Here is a 21,474-nt window from a genome sequence, read left to right on the forward strand (position 1 = left end):
CTTGTCACATCAGGTTGCGCACAGGTCGGCGCTTCAGCGTGCTTCGCGCGCAGGGTTTTCGTGGTGGTCCAGTTCATGACGTTGCGGCAGGCCTTCCATGTCGCCGCGGCTCTGCACCGCGCGGCTGCCGCACCAGTTGCCGCGGGCCACGGCGCGGCGCAGCGGCAAGCCTTCGAGCAAGGCGCTGATCACCCCGACGGCGAAGGCATCGCCCGCGCCCACGGTGTCCACTACCCGGACGACCGGCTGGCCGGGCACCACGCCATGGGCGCCCTGGGCATCGCGCCAGTAGGCGCCTTCGGCCCCCAGCTTGATCGCCACGTATTGCGCGCCCTGCTCAAGGTAGAACTCGGCGATGGCCTGCGGCGACTGCCGGCCGGTGAGCAGGCGCCCCTCCTCCAGCCCTGGCAGCACCCAGTCGGCCTTGGCCGCCAGGGCGTTGACCTCGCGCACCATGGTCTGGCGGTCGGGCCACAGCGAGGGACGCAGGTTGGGGTCGAAGGAAATGCTGCGACCATTGGCGCGCATGCCGTCCAGCAACTGGTGACACAGTTCGCGGCAACTGCCTGAAAGCGCCGCCGGAATGCCCGTGGCATGCAGGTGCCGGGCCTGCAACAACGCCGGCCGCACCAGCGCGGGCGACAGCCGGCTGGCCGCCGAGCCGCGGCGGAAATACTCGACTTTCGGATCGCTGCCATCGTCGCAGCGCTCCTTGAGCTGGAACCCCGTTGGGTGCCCGGCATCGATCTCGACACTGGAACAGTCCAGGCCTTCGCGGCGCAGTCTGTCGAGCACGAAGGCACCGAGCGAGTCGTCACCGACCCGGCTCAGCCATTGCACCCGCAGGCCCAGGCGTGACAGGCCGATGGCCACATTGCTGTCGGCACCGGCGATGCGTTTGCCGAAGCCCTCGACCTGGGCCAGGTCGCCCGGCTGCGCCGCCACGAACATGGCCATGGTTTCACCGAAGCACAGCACGTCATGCTCAGCCATGGCACACCTGCCCTTCCAGCTCGGCCAACTGCGCGACCTGGTGCGCCGTCAGTGCCAGCAGGTCCTCGCCGGCCAGGGGGTACTCGATGGCACGCGGCAGGCCCGGGGCGAAATGCGTCATCAATTCGCGCCACTGGGCCAGGTCGAGGTCCTCGGGCACCACGGCCACCAGGCGCCCGTCGGCGCGGCGCGCCACCGCCTTGCAGTGCACGTAGCGCACCCAACGCCCCAGCAATTGCGCGGCCAGCAGCGGCGACTCGTCGTGCCAGTACCAGTTGCCGATGTCGAAGGTCATGCCCGGCGCCACGCCTTGCGCCTGGGCCTCGCGAAAGAACTTCACCAAGGTCTGCAGGCGCCCGCCGTAGGGCGTCTGGTCGTTTTCCACGTACAGCGCCGTCTTGTGTTGCAACAGTGGCGCCAGCGCCGGCAAATCGCAGCCATCCTGGTAATGACCCAGCGACACCTTGAGCGCCACTGCGCCGATCTCACTCGCCAGCTGCAGGCGCTGGGCAATCGCGGGCTCCAGGCTGCCATCCTCGCGCCACAGTTCCAGTGGCGTGGAGTAGAGACTCTGCAGGCCATGCTCGGCGGCCAGGTTGGCCAGGGTAGCGGCATCAGGCGCGGCGTTGAACAGCTCCTCGCGCCACTCCACCCGCCGCGCCCCCGCCGCAGCGAGCAACGGCAGGTAGCTGGCCTGGCCCAACCGCCTCACGGCGTCGGCACCGAAACTCGACAAGCTGATGGAAACAGTGTGCGTACGCATCGTGGTAGTCCTTGTTCTTGTGAATGAAACCGGTTTCATTTTTCCCCGACAACAACGGCGCCCGCGACGCCGTCAGTGTTTTGATCGGGTAGAGCCTCGCGCAATGAGCTGCGCGCGCAAATCCAGGCGCCGGGCCGGCAGAGGGCTGCCTTGCAGGCGCTCCAGCAGGCACTGGAACGCCGCCGCGCCGATGCGCCCGGTGGGTTGCGCCAATGCGCTGATGCCGTCGCCCACCAGCGGGTACCAGTCCAGGTCGTCCAGCGCCAGCAGGCCCAGGTCCTGGAACAGCGGCCCGCCCCTGGCGTGCAGCACCCTCACCAGCTCCAGGGTGGCGACACCATTGCAACTGAACAGCGCCTGCGGGCCGTGCCCTGCCCCGGCGATGAACGCGCCCAACTGCTCGGCGAGGCCCGGGCCTACCTCCAGCACCTGCCCGCGCAACCCACGACGCCGGGCGATGGAGGCCTGGAAGGCATCCACGCGCTCCTGCCGCGAGCTGGTGCCATCGAGTGGCTCGGTGACGGCGAGGATGTCGCGATAACCGTTGTGTTCAAGGTGATCCAGCGCCTGCTCGACGGCGTCGCTGTTGTCCAGGCCCACCAGATCGACCGGCAGGCCCGCCAGTTGCCGGTCGACCAGCACCATGGGCAGGTCGCGGGCCAGGCTGGCCAGCTCTCCGGCGCGGTGGCCCAGGGTGTTCACGATCAGGCCGTCGACGTTGTACGCCTGCAGGGCCTGCAGCTGGCTGCGCTCCTGGGCGTCGTCACAGTCGGTGTTGCACACCACCAGGCTGTAGCCGTGCTGGCGACAGGCCGTCTCGACAGCGTGCATCACCGCCACGGAATAGGGGTTGCGGATATCCGCCAGGAGCATGCCGATCAGCCCGGTGCGGCCGCGCTTGAGGGCACTGGCCATGCGGTTGGGGCGATAGCCCAGGCGCTCGACGACGGCTTCGATGCGCTGCGCGGTCGCCTCGGCGAGCAGTTGCCGATCCTCGCCCATATAGCGCGAGACGGTTGCCTTGGAGACGCCGGCCGCCTTGGCGACCTCGCTGATAGTGACCCGTCCTCGGACGGGAACTGCGTCTTTATCCACCCCTGAGCCCTTCTTGTAGGTGTTTGTGCAGGGTTGATGAAACCGGTTTCAATGAAATCAGGGATGGCCCATGCCGTCAAGTGGCGGGCTTTGTGCCAAAGCAGGCGCATACACTGCCAAACCCTCCCTCCTGCCCTGTACCCCGGCGTTCGGAACGGTATGGTGATACTTCGGACTTCGCTCGCCCTGCCCTGGAGATCGCCATGACCGCAGTGTTTCGTATCAGCCTGGTGCTAATGCTCGCCGGCACGGGGATGGGGGATATCGTGGTGGCCAGTGTCGGGCTGCTGGGCTTGTGCGCAGGCGCCGTGGTGCTCAGCATTCGCCAGGATGCGGTTGCTCAGCCGGCAAGAGAATCGGAGTTCATTGCCTAGGCCTGTGCCCACATGAAAGAAGCTTCATGATTGCCGCAGAGCCCTTGCCTGCGGGCCAGAGCAATACCTGGCCAGTTTGGCGCGGGGCGCTGCGCCTTGAGCCTCACCGCCTGCCCGCGTAGCATCGCCGCCCCACCCGCCGCTCCCCTGTGCTCATGCCGCAACCCATCCCCCTCAAGGACCACGAAAAGGAAAAGCACCTGGTCAACCGCCGGCTGCTGGCCTGCGCCCTGCTGGTGCTCGGCCTGGTGGCGGTACTGGTAGGCCGGCTCTACGTGCTCCAGGTGTTGCAGCACGACCAGCAGTCGGCGGTGTCGGAAAACAACCGCGTGCACGTGCTGCCGATCCCGCCCGAACGCGGCCTGATCTACGATCGCAATGGCGTGGTATTGGCCGACAACAAGCCCAGCTTCAACCTGACCATGACCCGCGAGCGGGCCGGCGATTCGAAGAAGGTGCTCGACAACCTGGCGCAAGTCCTGGGACTGTCCGAGGACGACCGCCAGCAGTTCGACAAGGACCTGCGCCGCGGCCGCAAGCCGTTCGAGCCGGTGACTCTGCTGGTCGGTCTGAGCGAGGAGCAGATCGCCCTGATCGCGGTCAACCAGTTCCGCCTGCCGGGGCTGGAGGTGGAGCCGCAATTCATTCGCGAGTACCCCTTGGCCGAACACTTCGCCCATTCGGTCGGCTACGTCGGACGCATCAACGAGAAGGAAGCCAAGAGCCTCGACAGCACCGCCTACCGTGGCACCCAGTCCATCGGCAAGACCGGCATCGAGCGTTTCTACGAGGACCAGCTGCACGGCCAGGTAGGCTACGAGGAAGTCGAGACCAACGCCCAGGGCCGGGTGATGCGCGTGCTCAATCATCACGACCCGGTGCCGGGCAAGGACATCGTGCTGAGCCTCGACGCCCACCTGCAGCAAGCCGCCGAGAAAGCCCTGGGCGATCGGCGCGGCGCGGTGGTGGTGCTCGACCCGGGCAACGGCGACGTGCTGGCGATGGTCAGCAACCCGGCATTCGACCCCAACCTGTTCGTCAAGGGCATCAGCTTCAAGCAGTACGCCGCCCTGCGCGACTCCATCGACCGGCCACTGTTCAACCGCGTGCTGCGCGGGCTGTACGCCCCAGGCTCGACGGTCAAGCCCGAGGTGGCTATCGCCGGCCTCGACAGCGGCGTGATCACCCCCGGCAGCCGGGTGTTCGACCCTGGCTACTACGAGCTGCCCAACTACGAGCACAAGTACCGCAACTGGAACCGCACGGGCGATGGCTGGGTCGACCTGTACAGCGCGATCATGCGCTCCAACGACACCTACTTCTACGACCTGGCGCACAAGCTGGGCATCGACCGCCTGCACGACTACATGGCCGAGTTCGGCCTCGGCCAGAAGGTCTCGCTGGACATGTTCGAGGAAGCGCCGGGGCTGATGCCGTCCCAGGCGTGGAAGCGCGCCACCCGGCGCCAGGCCTGGTTCCCCGGCGAAACGCTGATTCTCGGCATTGGCCAGGGCTACATGCAGGTGACCCCGCTGCAGCTGGCCCAGGCCACCAGCCTGCTGGCCAGCAAGGGCGTGTGGCACCGCCCGCACCTGGCCCTGACCATCGGTGGCCAGGCGCCGGTCGACCCGCACCCGATGGCGGATATCGTGCTGCACGACAAGCATGCCTGGGACCAGGTCAGCCAGGGCATGCAGATGGTCATGCACGACCCGCGCGGCATCGCCCGCGCATCCGCCGCCGGCGCCCAGTACCGCATCGCCGGCAAGAGCGGCACCGCGCAGGTGGTGGCGATCAAGCAGGGTGAGCGCTACAACCGCAACAAGACCCTCGAGCGCCACCGCGACAATGCCCTGTTCGTCGGTTTTGCCCCGGCCGATCACCCGGCGCTGGTGGTGGCGGTGATGATCGAGAATGGTGAAGCCGGTGGCCGGGTGGCGGGGCCGGTGGTGCGCGAGGTGATGGATGCGTATCTGCTGGATGAGCAGGGGCATTTGAAGGCGCAATATGCTGGGTTGGCCAAGGCCGTGCCACATTCATAGGCCCGTGCCTGCGTCTAGGCTTGTGAGCTGGGCTGGGAGTGATTGGAAGCGTCGGGACTGAGCGCGGTCCACACACTTCCACCGATGAGCGCCTTCACTGAATTTTAGTCATGAGTTTTCCCGGATTCCGGGGGTCTTGTCCTGCACAAAATTCACATTTCTATTTTCGCGATCGGCTGCCTGGTTATAGAGGTTGGTGCCCATCTTGGATATTTCCTTGGCCCGGCTGGTCAGGGAAGCCAATACGCCTTCACTATCAACTGGCCCCTTGGATATCGCTTCCCTGCGACTGGCTATCTCCTGCATTTCCTTTACATGGAACCCAAGAACATACATGGGTTTACCGTCCCCTGACTCGAATACATACAGGTTCTCCACGTGCGACGTAAACGCATTGGGTTTCGCTTCAAGCTTGAGGTTTGCGGTATTTCCAGGCTGGTTCCAGATCTGTTGTCGGGTCGGGGTAGGATCACCACCAGGAACGGGTCCTTTAGGGTGGTATATCTCGATTTTTATCTTGTATTTAGGCTTGTGTCCTGACGGGTCGACTGCGTTCACAGGATCTTCGCTGCAGTAAACATAGGCATTTGGGCCACCGTCTCCAAAGGGGCTGAAACTGTCGGGTGACAGGAAGCGCATCAGCACCGGGCTGTATGCCCGATAGCCATTGCCAAGCAGGTAGCCCCCAACCTGCAGTTCCTGCAACTGGCCATTGAAACCCAGCATCAGGGGCAACCCACTGGCAAATGGCCGATACCCAAACGCGGTGTAGGGAACCGTAAGGCTGGCCTGCGACGCATGATGACGCAGTATCGAACCGTGCCGGTCGGTGGCCAGCAGGGCCATTTTCGAGCTAACAGTTGATACTGACATGCAGACTCCTGGACAAAGTTCCTGTCTGCGTGACTGTGCAAGCAACTCCATTAGCCCGCAACTGACAAAAATGCCAGGCCTGCCAACCTGCATACCGGGCGCGCTATCGCAAGGCAAGCCTGTACCGGCAGGTCTGGCGTTGCCTCAGCCAGCGGCTCTCGGCATCAAGTCGTAGGGATGTTTCCACCCTGGAATGTCCTGGATTCGCTGTTTCCAGGCCTCGATATGACGGAACTCGCCAACCGCCAGGCCAGTGTCCTCGGGCATATACACATAGCCCGCCAGCGAAAGGTCGGCGATGGTCAGCCGCCCGCCCACCATGAACGGCGTCTTCGCCAGGTGCGCATCGACGATCTGGTAGGCCGCCCTGGCCCGCTCGCGCAGGAAGCGGGTGACATCCGACTCGCCCATCTGCTTGAGGCAGTAGATGAAGCGCAACGCGGCGTAGTAGCTGGTGAACTTGTGGTTGTCGAACAGCATCCAGCGCCAGATCTCGCGCTTTTCGTGATCGTCACGCGGGCCGAACTGGCCGCTGCGCTCGGCCAGGTAATCGAGGATCAGCGCCGATTGGGTAAGCTTCTCGCCGGCATGTTCCAGCACCGGCACCTCCCCTTGCTCGTTGACAGAGTCACGCCAGTCTTGCCCACGGGTCTGGCCATGGAAGAAGTCGACGAACACCGGCGCCCAGTCCTGGCCGGTGAGTTCCAGCATCAGCGCGGCCTTGTAGGCATTTCCCGACTCGGCAAAGCAGTGGAGCGTATATTCGGCCATGGCATCCGGTTCCTTTGATTGGCAGGCTGCAGGACTGCGAGCAGATCATGAGCAAGGGTTATGGGTCAATGTCGCCATGGCTGGCAATTGCTGGCGCGTACCTGACAAATCTGTCAGTTGTCGAGCGCCACTGACAACGCCAAAGTAAAAGGGTCCCCTAGCCAGGAAATACCATGGCCCAGCACAAAACAGGTAAGCAGTGGGTCGTGATATCGGCCGCTGACGCCCAAGGCTCGACGCTGTGGTATCCGTGCAGCCAGCACCCCGAGACCATCAGCTACAGCGTATTCGGCCACGACCCGGCCTCGGATCGCAGGTCATCGCTACTGCGCTTCACAGCACAGGTGCGAGAGCTTACCGGGTGTTACCTGCTCGGCAACGGATACCGTGCCTACAGCCCTGTGCTGATGCGGTTTCTCTCGACCGATGACTTGAGTCCATTTGGTGAGGGTGACGCCAATGCCTATGCCTACTGCCAGAATGATCCAGTCAACAATGTTGATCCATCCGGGCATATGATGAGGCGCTCATCTTCAACGACCTCCACCGACTCGACGCCGCCGAACTCTCCTGCACCAAGCCGGCGGCCCACGCCACTGCCTCATCATGTGAAAGCCAGCGTAGAAGCGAGTAAAAGCGGTTTCGCCAGCAAAAAATTTGAACCACAGCCGTTTTACAGTTCACCAACACCCGACAACCCCACTCAAAAACAAAACATCCACCCGGTTCAACAAAGCTACTTTGAACAAGTCGCAAACACACTCACTAACCCTAACTACAGCGCCCGCAACAACATGAATCCACGGGATGACTTGAGCTCATTCGGTTTTCAGGAGCAACCAAGGCCTCCCACGATGCATGAGCCTTCAACCTCGACGGAGACTGTCAGAACCACGCATGACTAGCCCCTGACGCATTACGTTCGCAAACATAGCGGAACTCCCTGATACCTCAAGTGCTCTTAACTGCATGCAGTAACACCCTTGGGCATCACCTTTCCGGAGGACTCGCCATGCGCCACTTACTGCTCGTTCCCTCGCTGCTGCTCCTGCTCCCTGCCGGTGCCGCCCTGGCCCGCGTCGATGCCGGGGACGTCGCCACCTCGGCGGGGGTCTCCGCCTCGCTGTACTCGACCTTCAAGGATGACAAACGGATCATCCCGGCCCGTGACGAGCTGTCGGCCTTTGTCGCCAGCGGCGGTGCCATTCGCGGGGCCTATCTGGAAGCGGCGCTGGCCGAGGTGCGCCAGGCCAATCCGGGGCTGCAGGCCAGTGACGAAGAGCTGGCCCAGGCGCTGCTGTCGCAGGATGACAGGTTGGCGGATCACTGACGGACGAGGGCGACCTGGCGCCGCTTGCGCGGCGCCGGTTAGCCCGGGCGGTTGCTCACGCCGAACGGGATATGCACCGACGGCACCACCGTGCTGGTGCTCTTAAGGTGCCCGGACTGGTCATCGAAGAAGATGTGCGGCTTTAGTACCTGCAATACCCTGCGCTTCTCGATCCCACCCAGGAAGAACGCGTCGTTGGCCATCACCCCCCAGCTTTTCAGGGTATTGAGCGCACGCTCGTGTGAAGGCGCGTTGCGCGCCGTGACGATCGACACCCGCAGGCGGTTCTCGTAACTGGGATTGGCCAGCTTGTGCTGTTCCTCGGCCGCCTGGATGCGGGCAATGCGCACGAAGAACTCCTTGAGCGGACCGGGATTGTGCGGCTGGGTGACATTGATCACTTCATGGGCGTGGAAGCTGCCAAGGCCGCCCGACTGCATCACTGCTTCGGACTCATCGCCGGCCAGCACGCCATCGAAGTCGAAGGCGATGCGCAGGTTATCGTCGCTTTCATCGTCGTCGAACTTCGAATCCAGCACCTGCCCCGCCGGGTAGCCGGCCTTGATCGCGGCGTCCACGTGCTGCTTGTCGGCGGACAGGAACAGCGCGATGTTCAACGCCGGGATGTACTCATACGGCGAGCGGCCTTGGGTGAAAATGGCCCGGGTCATGTTCAAGCCGTAGTGACCGATGGTCTTCATCACCCGCATGCCGGTGTCCGGGTCGTTCTGCGACAGCAACACCACCTCTACCAGCGGGTCCTCTGGATCGCCGCGCAGGTCATTGAGCGCCAGCAGGCGCTTGATGAAGGGGTAGGCAATGCCCTTGCCCAGTGGCACGTCCAGGTGCTGCTCCTGGTACTTGCGGTATTGCGCTTCACCGTCGCGGCGGAACACGGCGTCCGACTCGCTCAGGTCGAACACGGCGCTGGAAGCGACACCGATGACCAGGCGATCATCCAGTTCGAAGGCCATGGGGCATTCCTTGTGTGGGTAAATGTTGTGCGCGATGCCGTTCAGCTTTCGCTGCGACCTTGCAGGCGCGAAGTCCAGTCCTCGACCTGGCGTTGCTCCAGGCGTTTTTCCAGGGTGCGACGCCAGTTCGGCACCAGCGGCAGTTCCAGGCATTCACGCAACAGGCCGGGCTCCAGCTGCTTGTCGAACAACACCGCCGAAAGCCGCGCCACCGACCACTGGCCATAGGGGCGCTCGACCAGTTGCAGGGCATCGCCCGCCTGTACCTCGCCCTCCTCCAGCACCCGGTAGTACCAGCCGGTGCGCCCGCTCTGCTGCACCCGCAGCGCCATCTGCGCCACGTCGAAACGGTCGTTGAGCTTCCAGCACGGCATGCGCCCCTGGGAGATCTCCAGCAACGCCGTGCCGACGCGGATACGGTCGCCCAGACACACATCGGCCTCGCGCCAGCCGCTGCTGCTGAAGTTTTCGCCGAAGGCACCGGGCCGGGTCAGCAAGGGGTGTTCGCCAAGCTCAGCGACCCAGTCGGGGTAGTGATCGCGGGGATAATGGTGGATGGCCTTCTCAACGCCGCCGTGCACGCGCAGATCGCCCTGTTCGTCACCGACGATACCGAGCAAGGTCACCCGCAAAGGGCCTTGGCGGGGTTGCTTGTCGATGGCGCTGAGGGAACCGGGGCGGGTGAATGGCCGGGCGCTGCCGGTGAGCAGGCTGTCCAGGCGCGGGCTGGGCGAGGTCATGCGGCGGATCTCGTGGGAAGGACCGGGAGAGCTTACACCAGAGCCCGCGAGAGGCCCAACCAACCGCTTGCCGGAGCTGCCTCCAAGCCCGTTCCTGCAGGAGCGGGCTTGCCCCCGAGAGGTTTCGAACGGTGCCTACTTGCCCCGCGCCTTGTTGTAGATCGTCTTGGCACGGTCCGCCGAGGCCTGGCAAGTGGTCATGTCGCCTTTGGCCTGGGCGGCCTTGGCCTGCTCGAGCAGCTTGTGGTAATCGGCGGCCATGCCGCCATGCAAGGCCTGGCCATCGCTCTTGCTGATGTATTCCAGGTCCTTGATCTTGGCATCGCAGTTGGTCGCCGGGCCATCCTCGGCATGGGCGGCGAAGCTCAGTACGCAAGTGATCACTAGCAGTGTCATGGATTTCATGGAGTGTTCTCCTGGGAAACAACCTGACTGCCGGAATATCCGCCGGCCAGTTGGCCGACGCAGCACAGAGGATAGTCCGCCAAGATCGGCGCCACAGGGCTTCAGCCCAACGGTAGACCCACCTCGGCCACCAGGAAGTCGATGAACACGCGGACCTTCAGCGGCATGTGCCGGGCCTGGGGATACACCAGCATGAACGGCCGCGACGTGCCGCCATATCCGGCCAGCACCTCCACCAGCTCGCCGCTGTCCAGGGCGTCCTGCACGGTGAACCGGTAGGCCTGCATCAGGCCGCCGCCATGACGCACCAGGGTGGTGGTGGCGAGAAAGTCGCCCAGGCAGGTGAACGCGCCCTGGGTTTCCAGCTCGACCCATTGGTCCTCGCGACGAAAACTCCAGGCGGGACGCCGGCCATTGCTGGGCAGTTCGAACTGGATGCATTCGTGCCCGGCCAGGTCCTCGAGGGTCTGTGGCACACCGGCCCGGGCCAGGTAGTCCGGGGTGGCGACCACCACCAACTCGGCATCCTCCAGGCGCCGGGCCACCAGCCGCGAGTCGGCCGGTGCGCGGCCGCGAATCGCCAGGTCGAAATGCTCTTCGGCGAAATCGACGTTGCGGTTGCTCACATGCACGTCCACCTGCACCCGCGGATAGCGTTGGCGAAAGCGCGGCAGCAGTGGCAACAGGCGGTGATGGGCGTAAGGCGTCGGCGCACTTATGCGCAGGCAGCCTGCGGGCTCGAGCTGGCCACCGGTGACCTGGCGCTCGGCCTCGACCAATTGACCCAATGCCTGGCGGCAATGCTGGTAGTAGGCCTGGCCCGCCTCGCTCAAGCGCATCTGCCGGGTGGTACGCACGAACAGGCGCACGCCCAGGCGTTCCTCCAGGCGCGCCACCGAGCGGCTCACCGCAGCGGGGGTGACACTGGCGAGGGTCGCGGCCTCGGTAAAGCTGCCGGCATCGGCGGCAAGGCAGAACAGCTCCAGGCTGCCCAGTTGCAGATCATCGAAGTGGCGGGTCATGGGTGGCTCGATTGATTACATGATGTATCGATTGAAATGCCCCGCGCCTCATTTTTCAAGTGGGCGTTGCAGCCTAGAGTGGCTGCACACCCGAGCACTGGCTCGAACCACCGGAGACTTTCCCCATGAGCACCGCAAGAACCGTCATCATCACCGGCGCCTCCAGCGGCCTGGGCTTTGCCCTGACCCAGGCCTTCCTCGAGCGTGGCGACAACGTGGTCGGCAACGCCCGCACCCAGGCTCGCCTGGACCAGGCCGCCGCTCGCCTGGGCAACCCGCCTGGCTTTATCGGCGTGGCCGGCGACATCGCCGAGAAAGCCACCGCCGAGCGGCTGTTCGCCGCCGCCCAGGAAGCTTTTGGCCGGGTCGATATCCTGGTCAACAACGCCGGCATCTTCATCCCGAAACCGGTGACCGACTACACCGAAGCCGATGTCGACGCACTGGTCGGCACCAACCTCAAGGGCTTCTTCTACCCCGCCCAGGCCGCCGCCCGGGTGATGAAGGCGCAAGGGCACGGGCATATCGTCGCCATCACCGCTTCGGTGGCGCTGCAACCGGACACCCGTGTGCCGGCACTGTTGCCGGTGCTGGTCAAGGGCGGGCTGAACCAGGCGGTCAAGGGCCTGGCCCTGGAACTGGCCGCCAGCGGCGTGCAGGTCAACGCCGTGGCCCCGGGGATCATCGACACCCCGCTGCATAGCGGCAATACCGAAGGCCTCGGCGCACTGTCGCCGAGCGGACGCACCGGCCAGCCCGAGGACGTGGTGAACGCCGTGCTGTACCTGACCGACGCGCGCTTTGTCAGCGGCGCCGTCCTGCCCGTCGACGGTGGCAGCACCGCCGGCACCTGGCACTGAAACGGGAGCCACGCACATGCCTTATGTCCATATCCGCGTCACCGAAGAAGGCGTCACCGCCGAACACAAACGCCAGCTGATCGAAGGCACCACGCGGTTGCTGGAACAGGTGCTGAACAAGCCACCGGCGAGCACCTTCGTGGTCATCGAGGAGGTGCCCACCGACAACTGGGGGGTCGCTGGCGAGACGGTGACGGCGCTGCGCCAGCGCGAAGGTCGCTGACCCCGTCACGGGCGAAAGGGTAACGTCTGTCAGTTCGCGTCACTGGGGCTGCTACGCAGCCCATCGCCGGCAAGCCGGCTCCCACAGGGACCGCGCGATTCGTGAGTTCTGCGCTGTACCTGTGGGAGCCGGCTTGCCGGCGATGGGGCGCCTGCGCGCCCCGGGTTTCAGCCTCGGCCCACCGACCGCGCCACACGGTCCACCGCGATACGCGTCTTTTCCACCAGTTCGTCCAGCTCGCCACGGCTGGCCACCAGGGCCGGCGCCATGATCATCCGCCCCAGCGTCGAGCGGATGATCACCCCTTCCTCGAAACCAAAGGTGCGGCACTGCCAGGCCAGGTCGTTCTCGTTGGCGAAGCGCTTGCGCGTGGCCTTGTCCTCGGCGAACTGCAAGGCTGCAACCAGGCCGGTGCCCTGTACTTCACCGATCAACGGGTGATCGGCGAACACCTCGCGCAGGATGCGCAGCAGGTACGGGCCGGTGTCGTCCTTGACCCGGCGCACGATACCCTCGTCGCGCAAGGCCTTGAGGTTGGCGATAGCTACCGCCGCCGCCACCGGGTGGCCGGAATAGGTCAGGCCGTGGGCGAACACCCCGCCCCGCTCCACCAAAGCCTCGGCGATACGCTTGCTCAGCACCAGGCCGCCCATGGGCACGTAGCCGCTGGTCAGGCCCTTGGCGATGGACAGGGTATCCGGCTCGAAGCCGAAGTGCTGGTGGGCAAACCATTCGCCGGTGCGGCCGAAACCACCGATCACCTCGTCGGCGCACAGCAGCACGTCGTACTGGCGGCAGATGCGCTGAATCTCGGGCCAGTAGCTCTCGGGCGGGAAGATCATTCCGCCGGCGCCCTGGAACGGCTCGGCGATGAAGCCTGCGACATTCTCGGCGCCCAGTTCGAGGATCTTCTCCTCCAGTTGCAGGGCGCAACGGCGGCCGAATTCCGCCGGGGTCAGCTCGCCACCGGCGGCGAACCAGTAAGGTTCGTCGATATGCGCCACATCCGGGATCAACCCGCCCATCTCGTGCATGAACTTCATGCCGCCCAGCGCCGTGGCCGCCAGGGTCGAGCCGTGGTAGCCGTTCCAGCGGCCGATCATGATCTTCTTGCGCGGCTGGCCGACCACCTGCCAGTAACGGCGCACGGTGCGGATCAGCACCTCGTTGGCCTCGGAGCCGGAGTTGGTATAGATGGCGTGGCTGTAGTGGCCGGGCAGCAGGCTGAACAGCAGCTCGGACAACTCGATCACCGCCGGGTGGGTGGTGTGGAAGAACATGTTGTAGTACGGCAACTGGTCCATCTGCGCGGCGGCGGCGGCGGTCAGGTCCTTGCGGCCATAGCCGAGCTGGGTGCACCACAGGCCGGACATGCCGTCCAGGTAGCGGCGGCCGTCGTTGTCCCACAGGTACAGGCCCTCGCCGCGGGTGATGACCCGCGGTCCCTCGGCGTTGAGCGCCTTCTGGTCGAGGAAGGCGTGGATGTGGTGGGCGGCGTCGCCAGCCTGGTAGTCGCGGGTATCGCGTTTGCCGGTCGCCGGGGTGATGGGTGCGTTCATTGTTGTTCTCCTCGGGTGAATGTCAGCGCAGCTGGATCCAGGTGGTCTTGAGCTGGGTGTACTTGTCGAACGAATGAAGCGAGAGGTCGCGGCCGAAGCCTGACTGGCACCCGCCGCCAAACGGCACGGTCACGTCCAGGGCATCGACGGTGTTGACCGACACCGTGCCGGCCCTGAGCCGCCTGGCCACGCGGTGGGCGCGGTTGAGATCGTCGCTCCACACCGACGCGGCCAGGCCATAGACGCTGTCGTTGGCCAGGGTGATGGCCTGCTCCTCGTCATCGAAGGCGCTGACCGCCAGCACCGGGCCGAAGATTTCGTCGCGGGCCAGGACCATGTCCTGGCGTACGTCGGTGAAGATCGTCGGCGTGATGAAGTTGCGTGAGCCGTTCACGCTCAGGCGCTCACCGCCGCAGCGCAGACGCGCGCCCTGCTCCCGGGCCTGGCCGATGGCGGCCTCGATTCGCGCGGTCTGCGTGGCATCGACGATGGCGCCGGCACGGCTGGCGGGGTCCAGCGGGTCGCCCGGCAGCCATTCGCGTGCCTGGCGCAGCAGACGCTCGACGAATTCGTCGTGGATCGAGCGCTGCACATACAGCCGCGAATTGGCCGAGCACACCTCGCCCTGATTGAAGAAGATGCCGAACGCGGCCTTCTGCGCCGCCAGGTCGAGGTCGCGGCAGTCGTCGAACACCAGGTTCGGGCTCTTGCCGCCGCATTCCAGCCACACCTGCTTGAGGTTCGACTGCGCCGAATACTGCATGAAGTACTTGCCCACCTGGGTGGAGCCGGTGAACACCAGGCAGTCCACGTCCGGGTGCAGGCCCAAAGCCCGGCCGGCGGTTTCGCCCAGGCCCGGCACCACGTTGAGCACCCCTTCCGGCAGCCCGGCCTCCAGGGCCAGCTCGGCCAGGCGCAGGGCCGAGAACGGCGACTGCTCGGCGGGCTTGAGCACCACGCTGTTGCCTGCGGCGAGCGCCGGGGCGACCTTCCAGGCGGCCATGTCCAGGGGGAAGTTCCACGGCACCACCGCGCCGACCACGCCCAACGCCTCGCGGCTGATCATCGCCACCGCGCTGGCGGCGGTCGGCGCGACCTGGTCATAGAGCTTGTCCAGCGCCTCGCCATACCAGGCGAACACCTGGGCCGCGCCGGGCACATCGATGCTGTAGGCATCCATCACCGGCTTGCCCATGTTCAGCGAGTCGAGCAGCGCCAGCTCCTCGCGGTGGGCCAGCATCAACTCGGCCAGGCGCAGCAGCACGCGCTTGCGCTCGGCCGGCGCCATGCGCGCCCAGGGTCCATGCTCGAAGGCACGGCGGGCGGCGCGCACCGCCTGGTCGATCTCGCTGTCGGCGCAGGCGGCGACCTGGGCCAGGCACTGCTCGGTCGCCGGGTTGATGGCGGCGAAGGTGGCGCCGTCGCGGGCCGCCACCGGGCGTCCGTCGATCAACGCGGTGGTGATGAAGCTTTGCCGCGCGGCGCGCTGCAGCCAATCGCTTTTCGTATGCACGCAGGTCTCCCCTCCGGCCACACTCGGGCCGGTGATTGTCGTTGTCTGGATGAGGTGAAGCGGTGGGTCAGCGCCGTCGCAGGTAGCTTTCCAGCGGGTCCTTGCTCAGGCCTTCCTGGGCCTGGGCCAGCGAGGCGATGAACAGCGAGAACAGCTCGGCCTGGGTGGCGATATCGAGCTTGGCGTAGAGGTTCTTGCGGTGGGTCTTGACCGTGTCTTCACTGATGCCCAGGCGCTCGGCCAGCGAACGCGTGGAATGGCCGCGCAGCAGGTACTGGGCAATATGGCACTCACGCTCGGTGAGCAAGGACGAGCCGAAGTTGTTCAGCGCGGCGTTGATCTGCCGCCCCAGCGCGCTTTCGAAGCGCCCACCCAGGGCCTCGGCATCCAGCTGCCCCCAGTGGCGGCGCACCACCGCCACCACCCAGGCGGCGACGCACTTGAGCTCGGCCACCTGGCGGCTGCCCAGGCGCCGGGTGCTGCCCAGGGCCACGGCGATGGTCAGCTGGGCGTCCAGCGGCACCAGGTAGTTGAGTTCGTCCTCCAGATGCGCGTGCTGGTAGAACGAGGTGTAGTACTCGCTGCGCTTGAAGTGGTCGGGGGCGACGTCGCTCAGGCGATAGCAACCGGCGGGCACGCCGTCCATGCAGGCGCGGTAGAACGGGCACAGCAGGTAGTAGCCTTCGAGGTACTTCTGCACGTTGCCCTCGGGCAGCCAGGGCCCCTCGTCGTCCTTGGCGAACAGCGCCGACGGCAGGCCCTTGCGCGGATACAGGAACACGGTGATGGCCTGGCACGCTGCCAGCTGGTTGAGCGCGGCGAACAGTGCCTCGACGAAGCCTGGGGTGCCGATGGCGTCGACCACGCGGGCCATCTGCGCATACCAGTCGGGCGAATTCAGCTGGGCATTGCTCATTATTGTCTTCCCCGCCAGGGTGAGTGCTGGCCGGGATTGTTTCATGGGGGGGACGGGGCGGCTATCACCCTTCGGGGTGAGAGGCGACCGTCGTTCAACCTGTAGCGACGCCATCGCGTGGCAAGCTCCGCTCCTACAGGTAACCGGTAGTTGCTACAGTGGCTGCCTCGGCCAAGAGCGCGCGTGACGACAAAAATGCAGGGCAGCCCTGCAGATTTGCCAATTGTGCAAGGTAATTTTGCATGACAGGATCGACCGATCCGCTCGCGCACTCCAGGACTTCACTTGGAAAATCAATAACAAAGCAGGGAGACCGCGATGACCGCGCACGCTCAACCCTCGGCAACGGATCAGGTACTGGCCGAGGTCCGCAACCACATTGGCCACCTCACCCTCAACCGCCCCGCCGGCCTCAACGCCCTGACCCTGGACATGGTGCGCAGCCTGCAGCACCACCTCGACCAATGGGCGCAGGATCCGCAGGTGCAGGCCGTGATGCTGCGTGGCGAGGGCCCCAAGGGCTTCTGCGCCGGCGGCGACATCCGCTCGCTGCACGACAGCTTCAAGGCCGGTGAAAAGCTGCACGAGGATTTCTTCGTCGAGGAATATGCCCTGGACCTGTGCCTGCACCGCTACCGCAAGCCGGTGCTGGTATTGATGGACGGCTTCACCCTCGGCGGCGGCATGGGCCTGGCCCAGGGCTGCGACCTGCGCATCGTCACCGAGCGCAGCCGCCTAGGGATGCCCGAGGTGGGTATCGGCTACTTCCCGGACGTCGGCGGCAGCTACTTCCTGTCCCGCGTGCCCGGCGAGCTGGGCATCTACCTGGGTGTCAGCGGCACCCAGGTCAAGGCCGCCGACGCCCTGTACTGCGGCCTCGCCGACTGGTACCTGGACAGCGCCAGGCTGGCCGCACTGGATGAAGGCCTGGACCGCCTGGTGTTCGGCGAGCATCCGCTCAAGGACCTGCAGGGCCTGCTGGCCAAGCTCGGCACCCAGGTGCTCGAAGACGCCCCGCTGGCGCGCCTGCGCCCGGTGATCGACCACTTCTTCGCCCTGCCCGACCTGCCCAGCATCATCGAACAGCTGCGCGCCGTGACCATCGGCGACAGCCACCCGTGGGCGCTGGAGACTGCCGCCCTGCTGGAAACCCGCTCGCCGCTGGCCATGGCCGTGACCCTGGAGCTGCTGCGCCGTGGCCGCCACCTGAGCCTGGAAGACTGTTTCGCCATGGAACTGCACATCGACCGCCAGTGGTTCGAGTACGGCGACATCATCGAGGGCGTGCGCGCCCTGATCATCGACAAGGACAAGCAGCCGCGCTGGAACCCGCCGACCCTGGGCGAACTCACCGCGCAGCGCGTCGACCAATTCTTCGAAGGCCTGTGAGCCCGGGAGTACACAGATGCAAGACCTGGAACTGAGCGAAGAACAGATCATGATCCGCGACATGGCGCGCGACTTCGCCCGCGGCGAGATCGCCCCCCATGCCCAGGCCTGGGAGAAGGCCGCCTGGATCGATGACGACGTGGTACGCAAGATGGGCGAGCTGGGCCTGCTCGGCATGGTGGTGCCGGAGGACTTCGGCGGCAGCTACACCGACTACGTCGCCTATGCCCTGGCGGTCGAGGAGATCGCCGCCGGCGACGGCGCCATCGGGGCGCTGATGAGCATCCACAACTCGGTGGGCTGTGGCCCGTTGCTGGCCTACGGCACGCCTGAACAACAGCAGGCCTGGCTGCCGCCACTTGCCAGCGGCGAGGTGATCGGCTGCTTCTGCCTGACCGAGCCCCAGGCCGGCTCCGAGGCCCACAACCTGCGCACCCGCGCCGAACTGGTCGATGGCCAGTGGGTGATCAATGGCGCCAAGCAGTTCGTCAGCAATGCCCGCCGCGCCAAGCTGGCCATCGTCTTCGCCGTGACCGACCCGGAGCTGGGCAAGAAAGGCCTCTCGGCGTTCCTGGTGCCCACCGACAACCCTGGGTTCAAGGTCGACCGCAGCGAACACAAGATGGGCATCCGCGCCTCCGACACCTGCGCGGTGACCCTGGACAACTGCCGCATCCCGGCCGCCAACCTGCTCGGCGAACGCGGCAAGGGCCTGGCCATCGCACTGTCCAACCTCGAAGGCGGGCGCATCGGCATCGCCGCCCAGGCCCTGGGCATCGCCCGCGCGGCCTTCGAGGCGGCACTGACCTACTCCCGCGAGCGCATCCAGTTCGGCAAGCCGATCAACGAGCACCAGAGCATCGCCAACCTGCTGGCCGACATGCAGGTGCAGATCAACGCCAGCCGCCTGCTGATCCTGCACGCCGCGCGTCTGCGCAGCGCGGGCAAGCCTTGCCTGTCGGAGGCCTCCCAGGCCAAGCTGTTTGCCTCCGAGATGGCCGAGCGGGTCTGCTCGATGGCGATTCAGGTGCATGGCGGCTACGGCTACCTGGAAGACTACCCGGTGGAGAAGTACTATCGGGATGCGCGGATCACCCAGATCTACGAGGGCTCCAGCGAGATCCAGCGCATGCTGATCGCCCGTGAGCTGAAGCATTATCCGATCTGACGTACCCATCGCGGGTCAAGCCCGCTCCCACGGTGGAGCAGCCTTGACCCGCGATGAATTGTTCAATCAATGAGATTTATTCGTCTCATATGATACAGTGATGGATCTTTCGTCTCTTTTCGCCTGCCCGACAGCCGAACCCCGACTCGAGGTCCCACATGCGCAGATCCCTCCAAGAAGAACGCCTGCTCAAGGCGCTGGCCCATGCCATTGTCGTCCATCCCCGCGCCACCTTGAAAGAGCTGGCGGAAACCGCCGGGGTCAGCAAGGCCACCCTGCACCGCTTCTGCGGCACCCGCGAAAATCTGGTGAACCTGCTCGAGGACCACGGCGAGCACGTACTCAACCAGGTCATCCAGGAAGCCGACCTGGAACGTACCGAACCCTTGGTCGGCATTCGCCACCTGATCGCCGAACACCTCAAGCACCGCGAAATGCTGGTGTTCCTGATGTTCCAGTACCGCCCCGACACTCTGCTCAACAACGCTGAGGATATGCGCTGGCAGGCCTACACCCAGTCCATGGACGCGTTCTTCCTGCGCGCCCAGCAACTGGGCGTGCTGCGCATCGACATCAGCGCGGCGGTGTTCACCGAAATGTTCATGACCATGATCTACGGCATGGTCGATGCCGAGCGCCGGGGCCGCGCCGCCAGCGCCAACACCGCGCAGACCGTGGAACAGTTGTTCCTCAATGGCGCGCGGGCCCAGGCCTGAGGCTGAGGGCGGCTACCGCCCCTGCCCGCCCGCCAGCGCCTCGATGCTGATCTCGCGCATCCTGAACTTCTGCACCTTGCCGGTCACCGTCATCGGGAATTCATCGACGAAGCGGAAATGGCGCGGCACCTTGAAATGCGCGATGCGCGCCCGCGCCCATTCACGCAGTTCTTCCTCGCCCAGGGTCTGCCCCGGGTGCAGGCGAATCCAGGCGACGATCTCCTCGCCATAGCGGCTGCAGGGGATGCCGACCACCTGCACGTCGGCCACCGCCGGGTGGGTGAAGAAGAACTCCTCCAGCTCCCGCGGATAGATGTTCTCGCCGCCGCGGATGATCATGTCCTTGCTGCGCCCGACGATGCGCACGTAGCCCTGTTCGTCCATCACCGCCAGGTCGCCGGTGCGCATCCATCCCTCGGCGTCGATGCTCTCGGCGGTGGCCTTGGGGTTGTCCCAGTAGCCGAGCATCACGCTGTAGCCGCGGGTGCACAGCTCGCCGATCTCGCCGCGTGCCAGGGTAGTGCCTGCGCTGTCGATCACCTTGCTCTGCAGCCACGGCTGGGTGCGGCCGACGCTGGTCACCCGGCGCTCCAGGTCGTCGGCGGCGCCGGTCTGCAACGACACCGGGCTGGTCTCGGTCATGCCGTAGGCGATCTGCACCTCGCCCATGTGCATTTCGTCGATCACCCGGCGCATCACCTCGATCGGGCAGGTGGCGCCAGCCATGATCCCGGTGCGCAGGCTGGACAGGTCGAATTCATGGCGACGCGGGTGGTCGAGTTCGGCGATGAACATGGTCGGCACGCCGTACAGGGCGGTGGCGCGCTCTTCGGCCACGGCCTGCAGGGTGAGCAGCGGATCGAAGGCGTCATTGGGGTAGATCAGGGTGCTGCCGTGGGTCATGCAGCCGAGGTTGGCCATGACCATGCCGAAGCAGTGGTACAGCGGCACCGGCACCACCAGCCGGTCATGCTCGGTCAATCCGAGGCTTTCACCGACCATGTAGCCGTTGTTGAGGATGTTGTGGTGGCTGAGGGTCGCGCCCTTGGGAAACCCGGTAGTGCCGGAGGTGTACTGGATGTTGATCGGCGCATGCCGGTGCAGGCTGGCCTGGCGCGTGGCGAGTTGCCCGGGGGCGGTTTCATCGGCACGGGCCTGCAACGCCGACCAGGGTAGAAAGCCACCAGGTGGCGTCGCCGCCAGGCTGATGACCCCGCGCAACGCGGGCAGGCGCGCGCTTTGCAGCTCGCCCGCTCGGCAGGCGCGAAGTTCGGGCACCAGGTCCAGCAGCATGGCGTGGTAGTCGGAGGTCTTGAAGGCGTCGGCGCAGATCACCCACTGGCAGGCCGACTGGCCCAGGGCGTATTCCAGTTCGCTGCTGCGGTAGGCCGGGTTGATGTTGACCAGGATCGCGCCGATCTTGGCGCTGGCGAACTGGGTGATGCACCATTCGGCGCAGTTGGGCGCCCAGATCCCTAAGCGGTCGCCGACCTGCACGCCCAGGGCCATCAGCGCGCGGGCGTGCTGGTTGACCGCATCGGCCAGCTGCCGCCAGGTGTAGCGCAACTGCTGATGGCGGACGATCAGGGCCTCGCGGTCGGGGAAGCGGGCGACGGTGGCGTCGAAGGCGTCGCCGATGCACAAGTTGAGCAAGGGAATGACGTTGCTGCCTACGGTGTGGCTGGGCTGGGTCATGGGGTGTCTCTTGTTGTTCTTGTGGAATTGATCCGGCCCTATCGCCGGCAAGC

The 21,474-nt window shown here is 65.5% G+C and carries 21 protein-coding genes and 1 pseudogene; 9 read left to right on the forward strand and 13 right to left on the reverse strand.

The window, feature by feature from the left end; translation table 11 throughout:
• Positions 1-33: 33 nt before the first annotated feature.
• The 3 genes from AAHK21_RS24495 to AAHK21_RS24505 all read right to left on the reverse strand — a co-directional run bounded on the left by AAHK21_RS24495 (position 34) and on the right by AAHK21_RS24505 (position 2,851).
• Positions 34-993, reverse strand: coding sequence for a sugar kinase (locus tag AAHK21_RS24495; protein ID WP_367858622.1), 960 nt, complete (start codon positions 991-993; stop codon positions 34-36).
• A complete protein-coding gene (locus tag AAHK21_RS24500; RefSeq protein ID WP_367858623.1) occupies positions 986-1,756 on the reverse strand; it encodes a sugar phosphate isomerase/epimerase family protein in 771 nt (256 codons plus the stop codon). The genes AAHK21_RS24495 and AAHK21_RS24500 overlap by 8 nt, the downstream gene beginning before the upstream one ends.
• Positions 1,757-1,828: 72 nt before the next feature.
• Positions 1,829-2,851: a LacI family DNA-binding transcriptional regulator gene (locus AAHK21_RS24505; RefSeq protein ID WP_367858624.1), complete on the reverse strand. Its 1,023-nt coding sequence runs from the start codon at positions 2,849-2,851 to the stop codon at positions 1,829-1,831.
• A gap of 203 nt (positions 2,852-3,054) precedes the next feature.
• Between AAHK21_RS24505 and AAHK21_RS24510 the strand changes: the two genes are divergently transcribed.
• Both AAHK21_RS24510 and mrdA read left to right on the forward strand, forming a co-directional pair.
• Positions 3,055-3,225, forward strand: a complete 171-nt coding sequence (locus AAHK21_RS24510) for a hypothetical protein (RefSeq protein ID WP_367858625.1) — start codon at positions 3,055-3,057, stop codon at positions 3,223-3,225.
• A 155-nt stretch (positions 3,226-3,380) separates the two neighbouring features.
• The gene (mrdA, locus tag AAHK21_RS24515) at positions 3,381-5,267 is read left to right on the forward strand and encodes a penicillin-binding protein 2 (RefSeq protein ID WP_367858626.1); all 1,887 of its coding nucleotides are present in this window, start codon (positions 3,381-3,383) and stop codon (positions 5,265-5,267) included.
• Between the two features lie 108 nt (positions 5,268-5,375).
• Here the strand turns inward: mrdA and AAHK21_RS24520 are convergent, their stop codons facing one another.
• Together AAHK21_RS24520 and AAHK21_RS24525 are read right to left on the reverse strand one after the other, a co-directional pair.
• Positions 5,376-6,140 carry an RHS repeat-associated core domain-containing protein gene (locus tag AAHK21_RS24520; protein WP_367858627.1) on the reverse strand — a complete coding sequence of 255 codons (765 nt, stop codon included), beginning with the start codon at positions 6,138-6,140 and terminating at the stop codon, positions 5,376-5,378.
• A gap of 144 nt (positions 6,141-6,284) precedes the next feature.
• On the reverse strand, positions 6,285-6,911 hold the full coding sequence (locus AAHK21_RS24525) for a glutathione S-transferase family protein (RefSeq protein ID WP_367858628.1): 627 nt from the start codon (positions 6,909-6,911) through the stop codon (positions 6,285-6,287).
• A 272-nt stretch (positions 6,912-7,183) separates the two neighbouring features.
• On the opposite strand from AAHK21_RS24525, the pseudogene AAHK21_RS24530 reads away from it, so the two are divergent.
• Both AAHK21_RS24530 and AAHK21_RS24535 read left to right on the forward strand, forming a co-directional pair.
• Positions 7,184-7,429, forward strand: a pseudogene (locus AAHK21_RS24530) (RHS repeat-associated core domain-containing protein); the annotation flags it as partial.
• A 494-nt stretch (positions 7,430-7,923) separates the two neighbouring features.
• Positions 7,924-8,241, forward strand: coding sequence for a DUF2388 domain-containing protein (locus tag AAHK21_RS24535; protein WP_102684839.1), 318 nt, complete (start codon positions 7,924-7,926; stop codon positions 8,239-8,241).
• A 38-nt stretch (positions 8,242-8,279) separates the two neighbouring features.
• Here AAHK21_RS24535 and AAHK21_RS24540 read toward each other — a convergent pair whose 3' ends face one another.
• The 4 genes from AAHK21_RS24540 to AAHK21_RS24555 form a co-directional block, all read right to left on the reverse strand.
• Positions 8,280-9,215 (reverse strand): 5'-nucleotidase, encoded by a 936-nt coding sequence (locus AAHK21_RS24540; RefSeq protein WP_367858629.1) that lies wholly within the window; start codon positions 9,213-9,215, stop codon positions 8,280-8,282.
• A 41-nt stretch (positions 9,216-9,256) separates the two neighbouring features.
• Positions 9,257-9,955, reverse strand: a complete 699-nt coding sequence (locus tag AAHK21_RS24545; protein WP_367858630.1) for an MOSC domain-containing protein — start codon at positions 9,953-9,955, stop codon at positions 9,257-9,259.
• 135 nt (positions 9,956-10,090) lie between these two features.
• Positions 10,091-10,360 (reverse strand): hypothetical protein, encoded by a 270-nt coding sequence (locus tag AAHK21_RS24550; RefSeq protein WP_023631057.1) that lies wholly within the window; start codon positions 10,358-10,360, stop codon positions 10,091-10,093.
• A 101-nt stretch (positions 10,361-10,461) separates the two neighbouring features.
• Positions 10,462-11,382 (reverse strand): LysR family transcriptional regulator, encoded by a 921-nt coding sequence (locus AAHK21_RS24555; protein ID WP_367858631.1) that lies wholly within the window; start codon positions 11,380-11,382, stop codon positions 10,462-10,464.
• A gap of 125 nt (positions 11,383-11,507) precedes the next feature.
• Between AAHK21_RS24555 and AAHK21_RS24560 the strand changes: the two genes are divergently transcribed.
• Together AAHK21_RS24560 and AAHK21_RS24565 are read left to right on the forward strand one after the other, a co-directional pair.
• Positions 11,508-12,242: an SDR family NAD(P)-dependent oxidoreductase gene (locus AAHK21_RS24560; protein ID WP_367858632.1), complete on the forward strand. Its 735-nt coding sequence runs from the start codon at positions 11,508-11,510 to the stop codon at positions 12,240-12,242.
• 16 nt (positions 12,243-12,258) lie between these two features.
• Positions 12,259-12,465 carry a 4-oxalocrotonate tautomerase family protein gene (locus AAHK21_RS24565; protein WP_277504477.1) on the forward strand — a complete coding sequence of 69 codons (207 nt, stop codon included), beginning with the start codon at positions 12,259-12,261 and terminating at the stop codon, positions 12,463-12,465.
• A 167-nt stretch (positions 12,466-12,632) separates the two neighbouring features.
• Here AAHK21_RS24565 and AAHK21_RS24570 read toward each other — a convergent pair whose 3' ends face one another.
• The 3 genes from AAHK21_RS24570 to AAHK21_RS24580 form a co-directional block, all read right to left on the reverse strand.
• On the reverse strand, positions 12,633-14,024 hold the full coding sequence (locus AAHK21_RS24570; RefSeq protein WP_367858633.1) for an aspartate aminotransferase family protein: 1,392 nt from the start codon (positions 14,022-14,024) through the stop codon (positions 12,633-12,635).
• Between the two features lie 22 nt (positions 14,025-14,046).
• The gene (locus AAHK21_RS24575) at positions 14,047-15,537 is read right to left on the reverse strand and encodes an aldehyde dehydrogenase (protein ID WP_367858634.1); all 1,491 of its coding nucleotides are present in this window, start codon (positions 15,535-15,537) and stop codon (positions 14,047-14,049) included.
• A 67-nt stretch (positions 15,538-15,604) separates the two neighbouring features.
• Positions 15,605-16,453, reverse strand: coding sequence for a helix-turn-helix transcriptional regulator (locus AAHK21_RS24580; RefSeq protein ID WP_038706257.1), 849 nt, complete (start codon positions 16,451-16,453; stop codon positions 15,605-15,607).
• A 318-nt stretch (positions 16,454-16,771) separates the two neighbouring features.
• Here AAHK21_RS24580 and AAHK21_RS24585 point away from each other — a divergent pair, with 318 nt between their 5' ends.
• The 3 genes from AAHK21_RS24585 to AAHK21_RS24595 all read left to right on the forward strand — a co-directional run bounded on the left by AAHK21_RS24585 (position 16,772) and on the right by AAHK21_RS24595 (position 19,726).
• Positions 16,772-17,842: an enoyl-CoA hydratase/isomerase family protein gene (locus tag AAHK21_RS24585; protein ID WP_367858635.1), complete on the forward strand. Its 1,071-nt coding sequence runs from the start codon at positions 16,772-16,774 to the stop codon at positions 17,840-17,842.
• A gap of 16 nt (positions 17,843-17,858) precedes the next feature.
• Entirely contained in the window at positions 17,859-19,010 is a 1,152-nt protein-coding gene (locus AAHK21_RS24590; RefSeq protein ID WP_038706259.1) for an acyl-CoA dehydrogenase family protein, read from the forward strand.
• A 158-nt stretch (positions 19,011-19,168) separates the two neighbouring features.
• Positions 19,169-19,726: a TetR/AcrR family transcriptional regulator gene (locus AAHK21_RS24595; protein WP_046855359.1), complete on the forward strand. Its 558-nt coding sequence runs from the start codon at positions 19,169-19,171 to the stop codon at positions 19,724-19,726.
• A 12-nt stretch (positions 19,727-19,738) separates the two neighbouring features.
• Here AAHK21_RS24595 and AAHK21_RS24600 read toward each other — a convergent pair whose 3' ends face one another.
• The gene (locus tag AAHK21_RS24600; RefSeq protein WP_367858636.1) at positions 19,739-21,421 is read right to left on the reverse strand and encodes an AMP-binding protein; all 1,683 of its coding nucleotides are present in this window, start codon (positions 21,419-21,421) and stop codon (positions 19,739-19,741) included.
• Positions 21,422-21,474: the final 53 nt, after the last annotated feature.

It is taken from the genome of Pseudomonas sp. TE50-2 (assembly GCF_040813665.1).
Classification (GTDB): Bacteria; Pseudomonadota; Gammaproteobacteria; order Pseudomonadales; family Pseudomonadaceae; genus Aquipseudomonas; species Aquipseudomonas soli.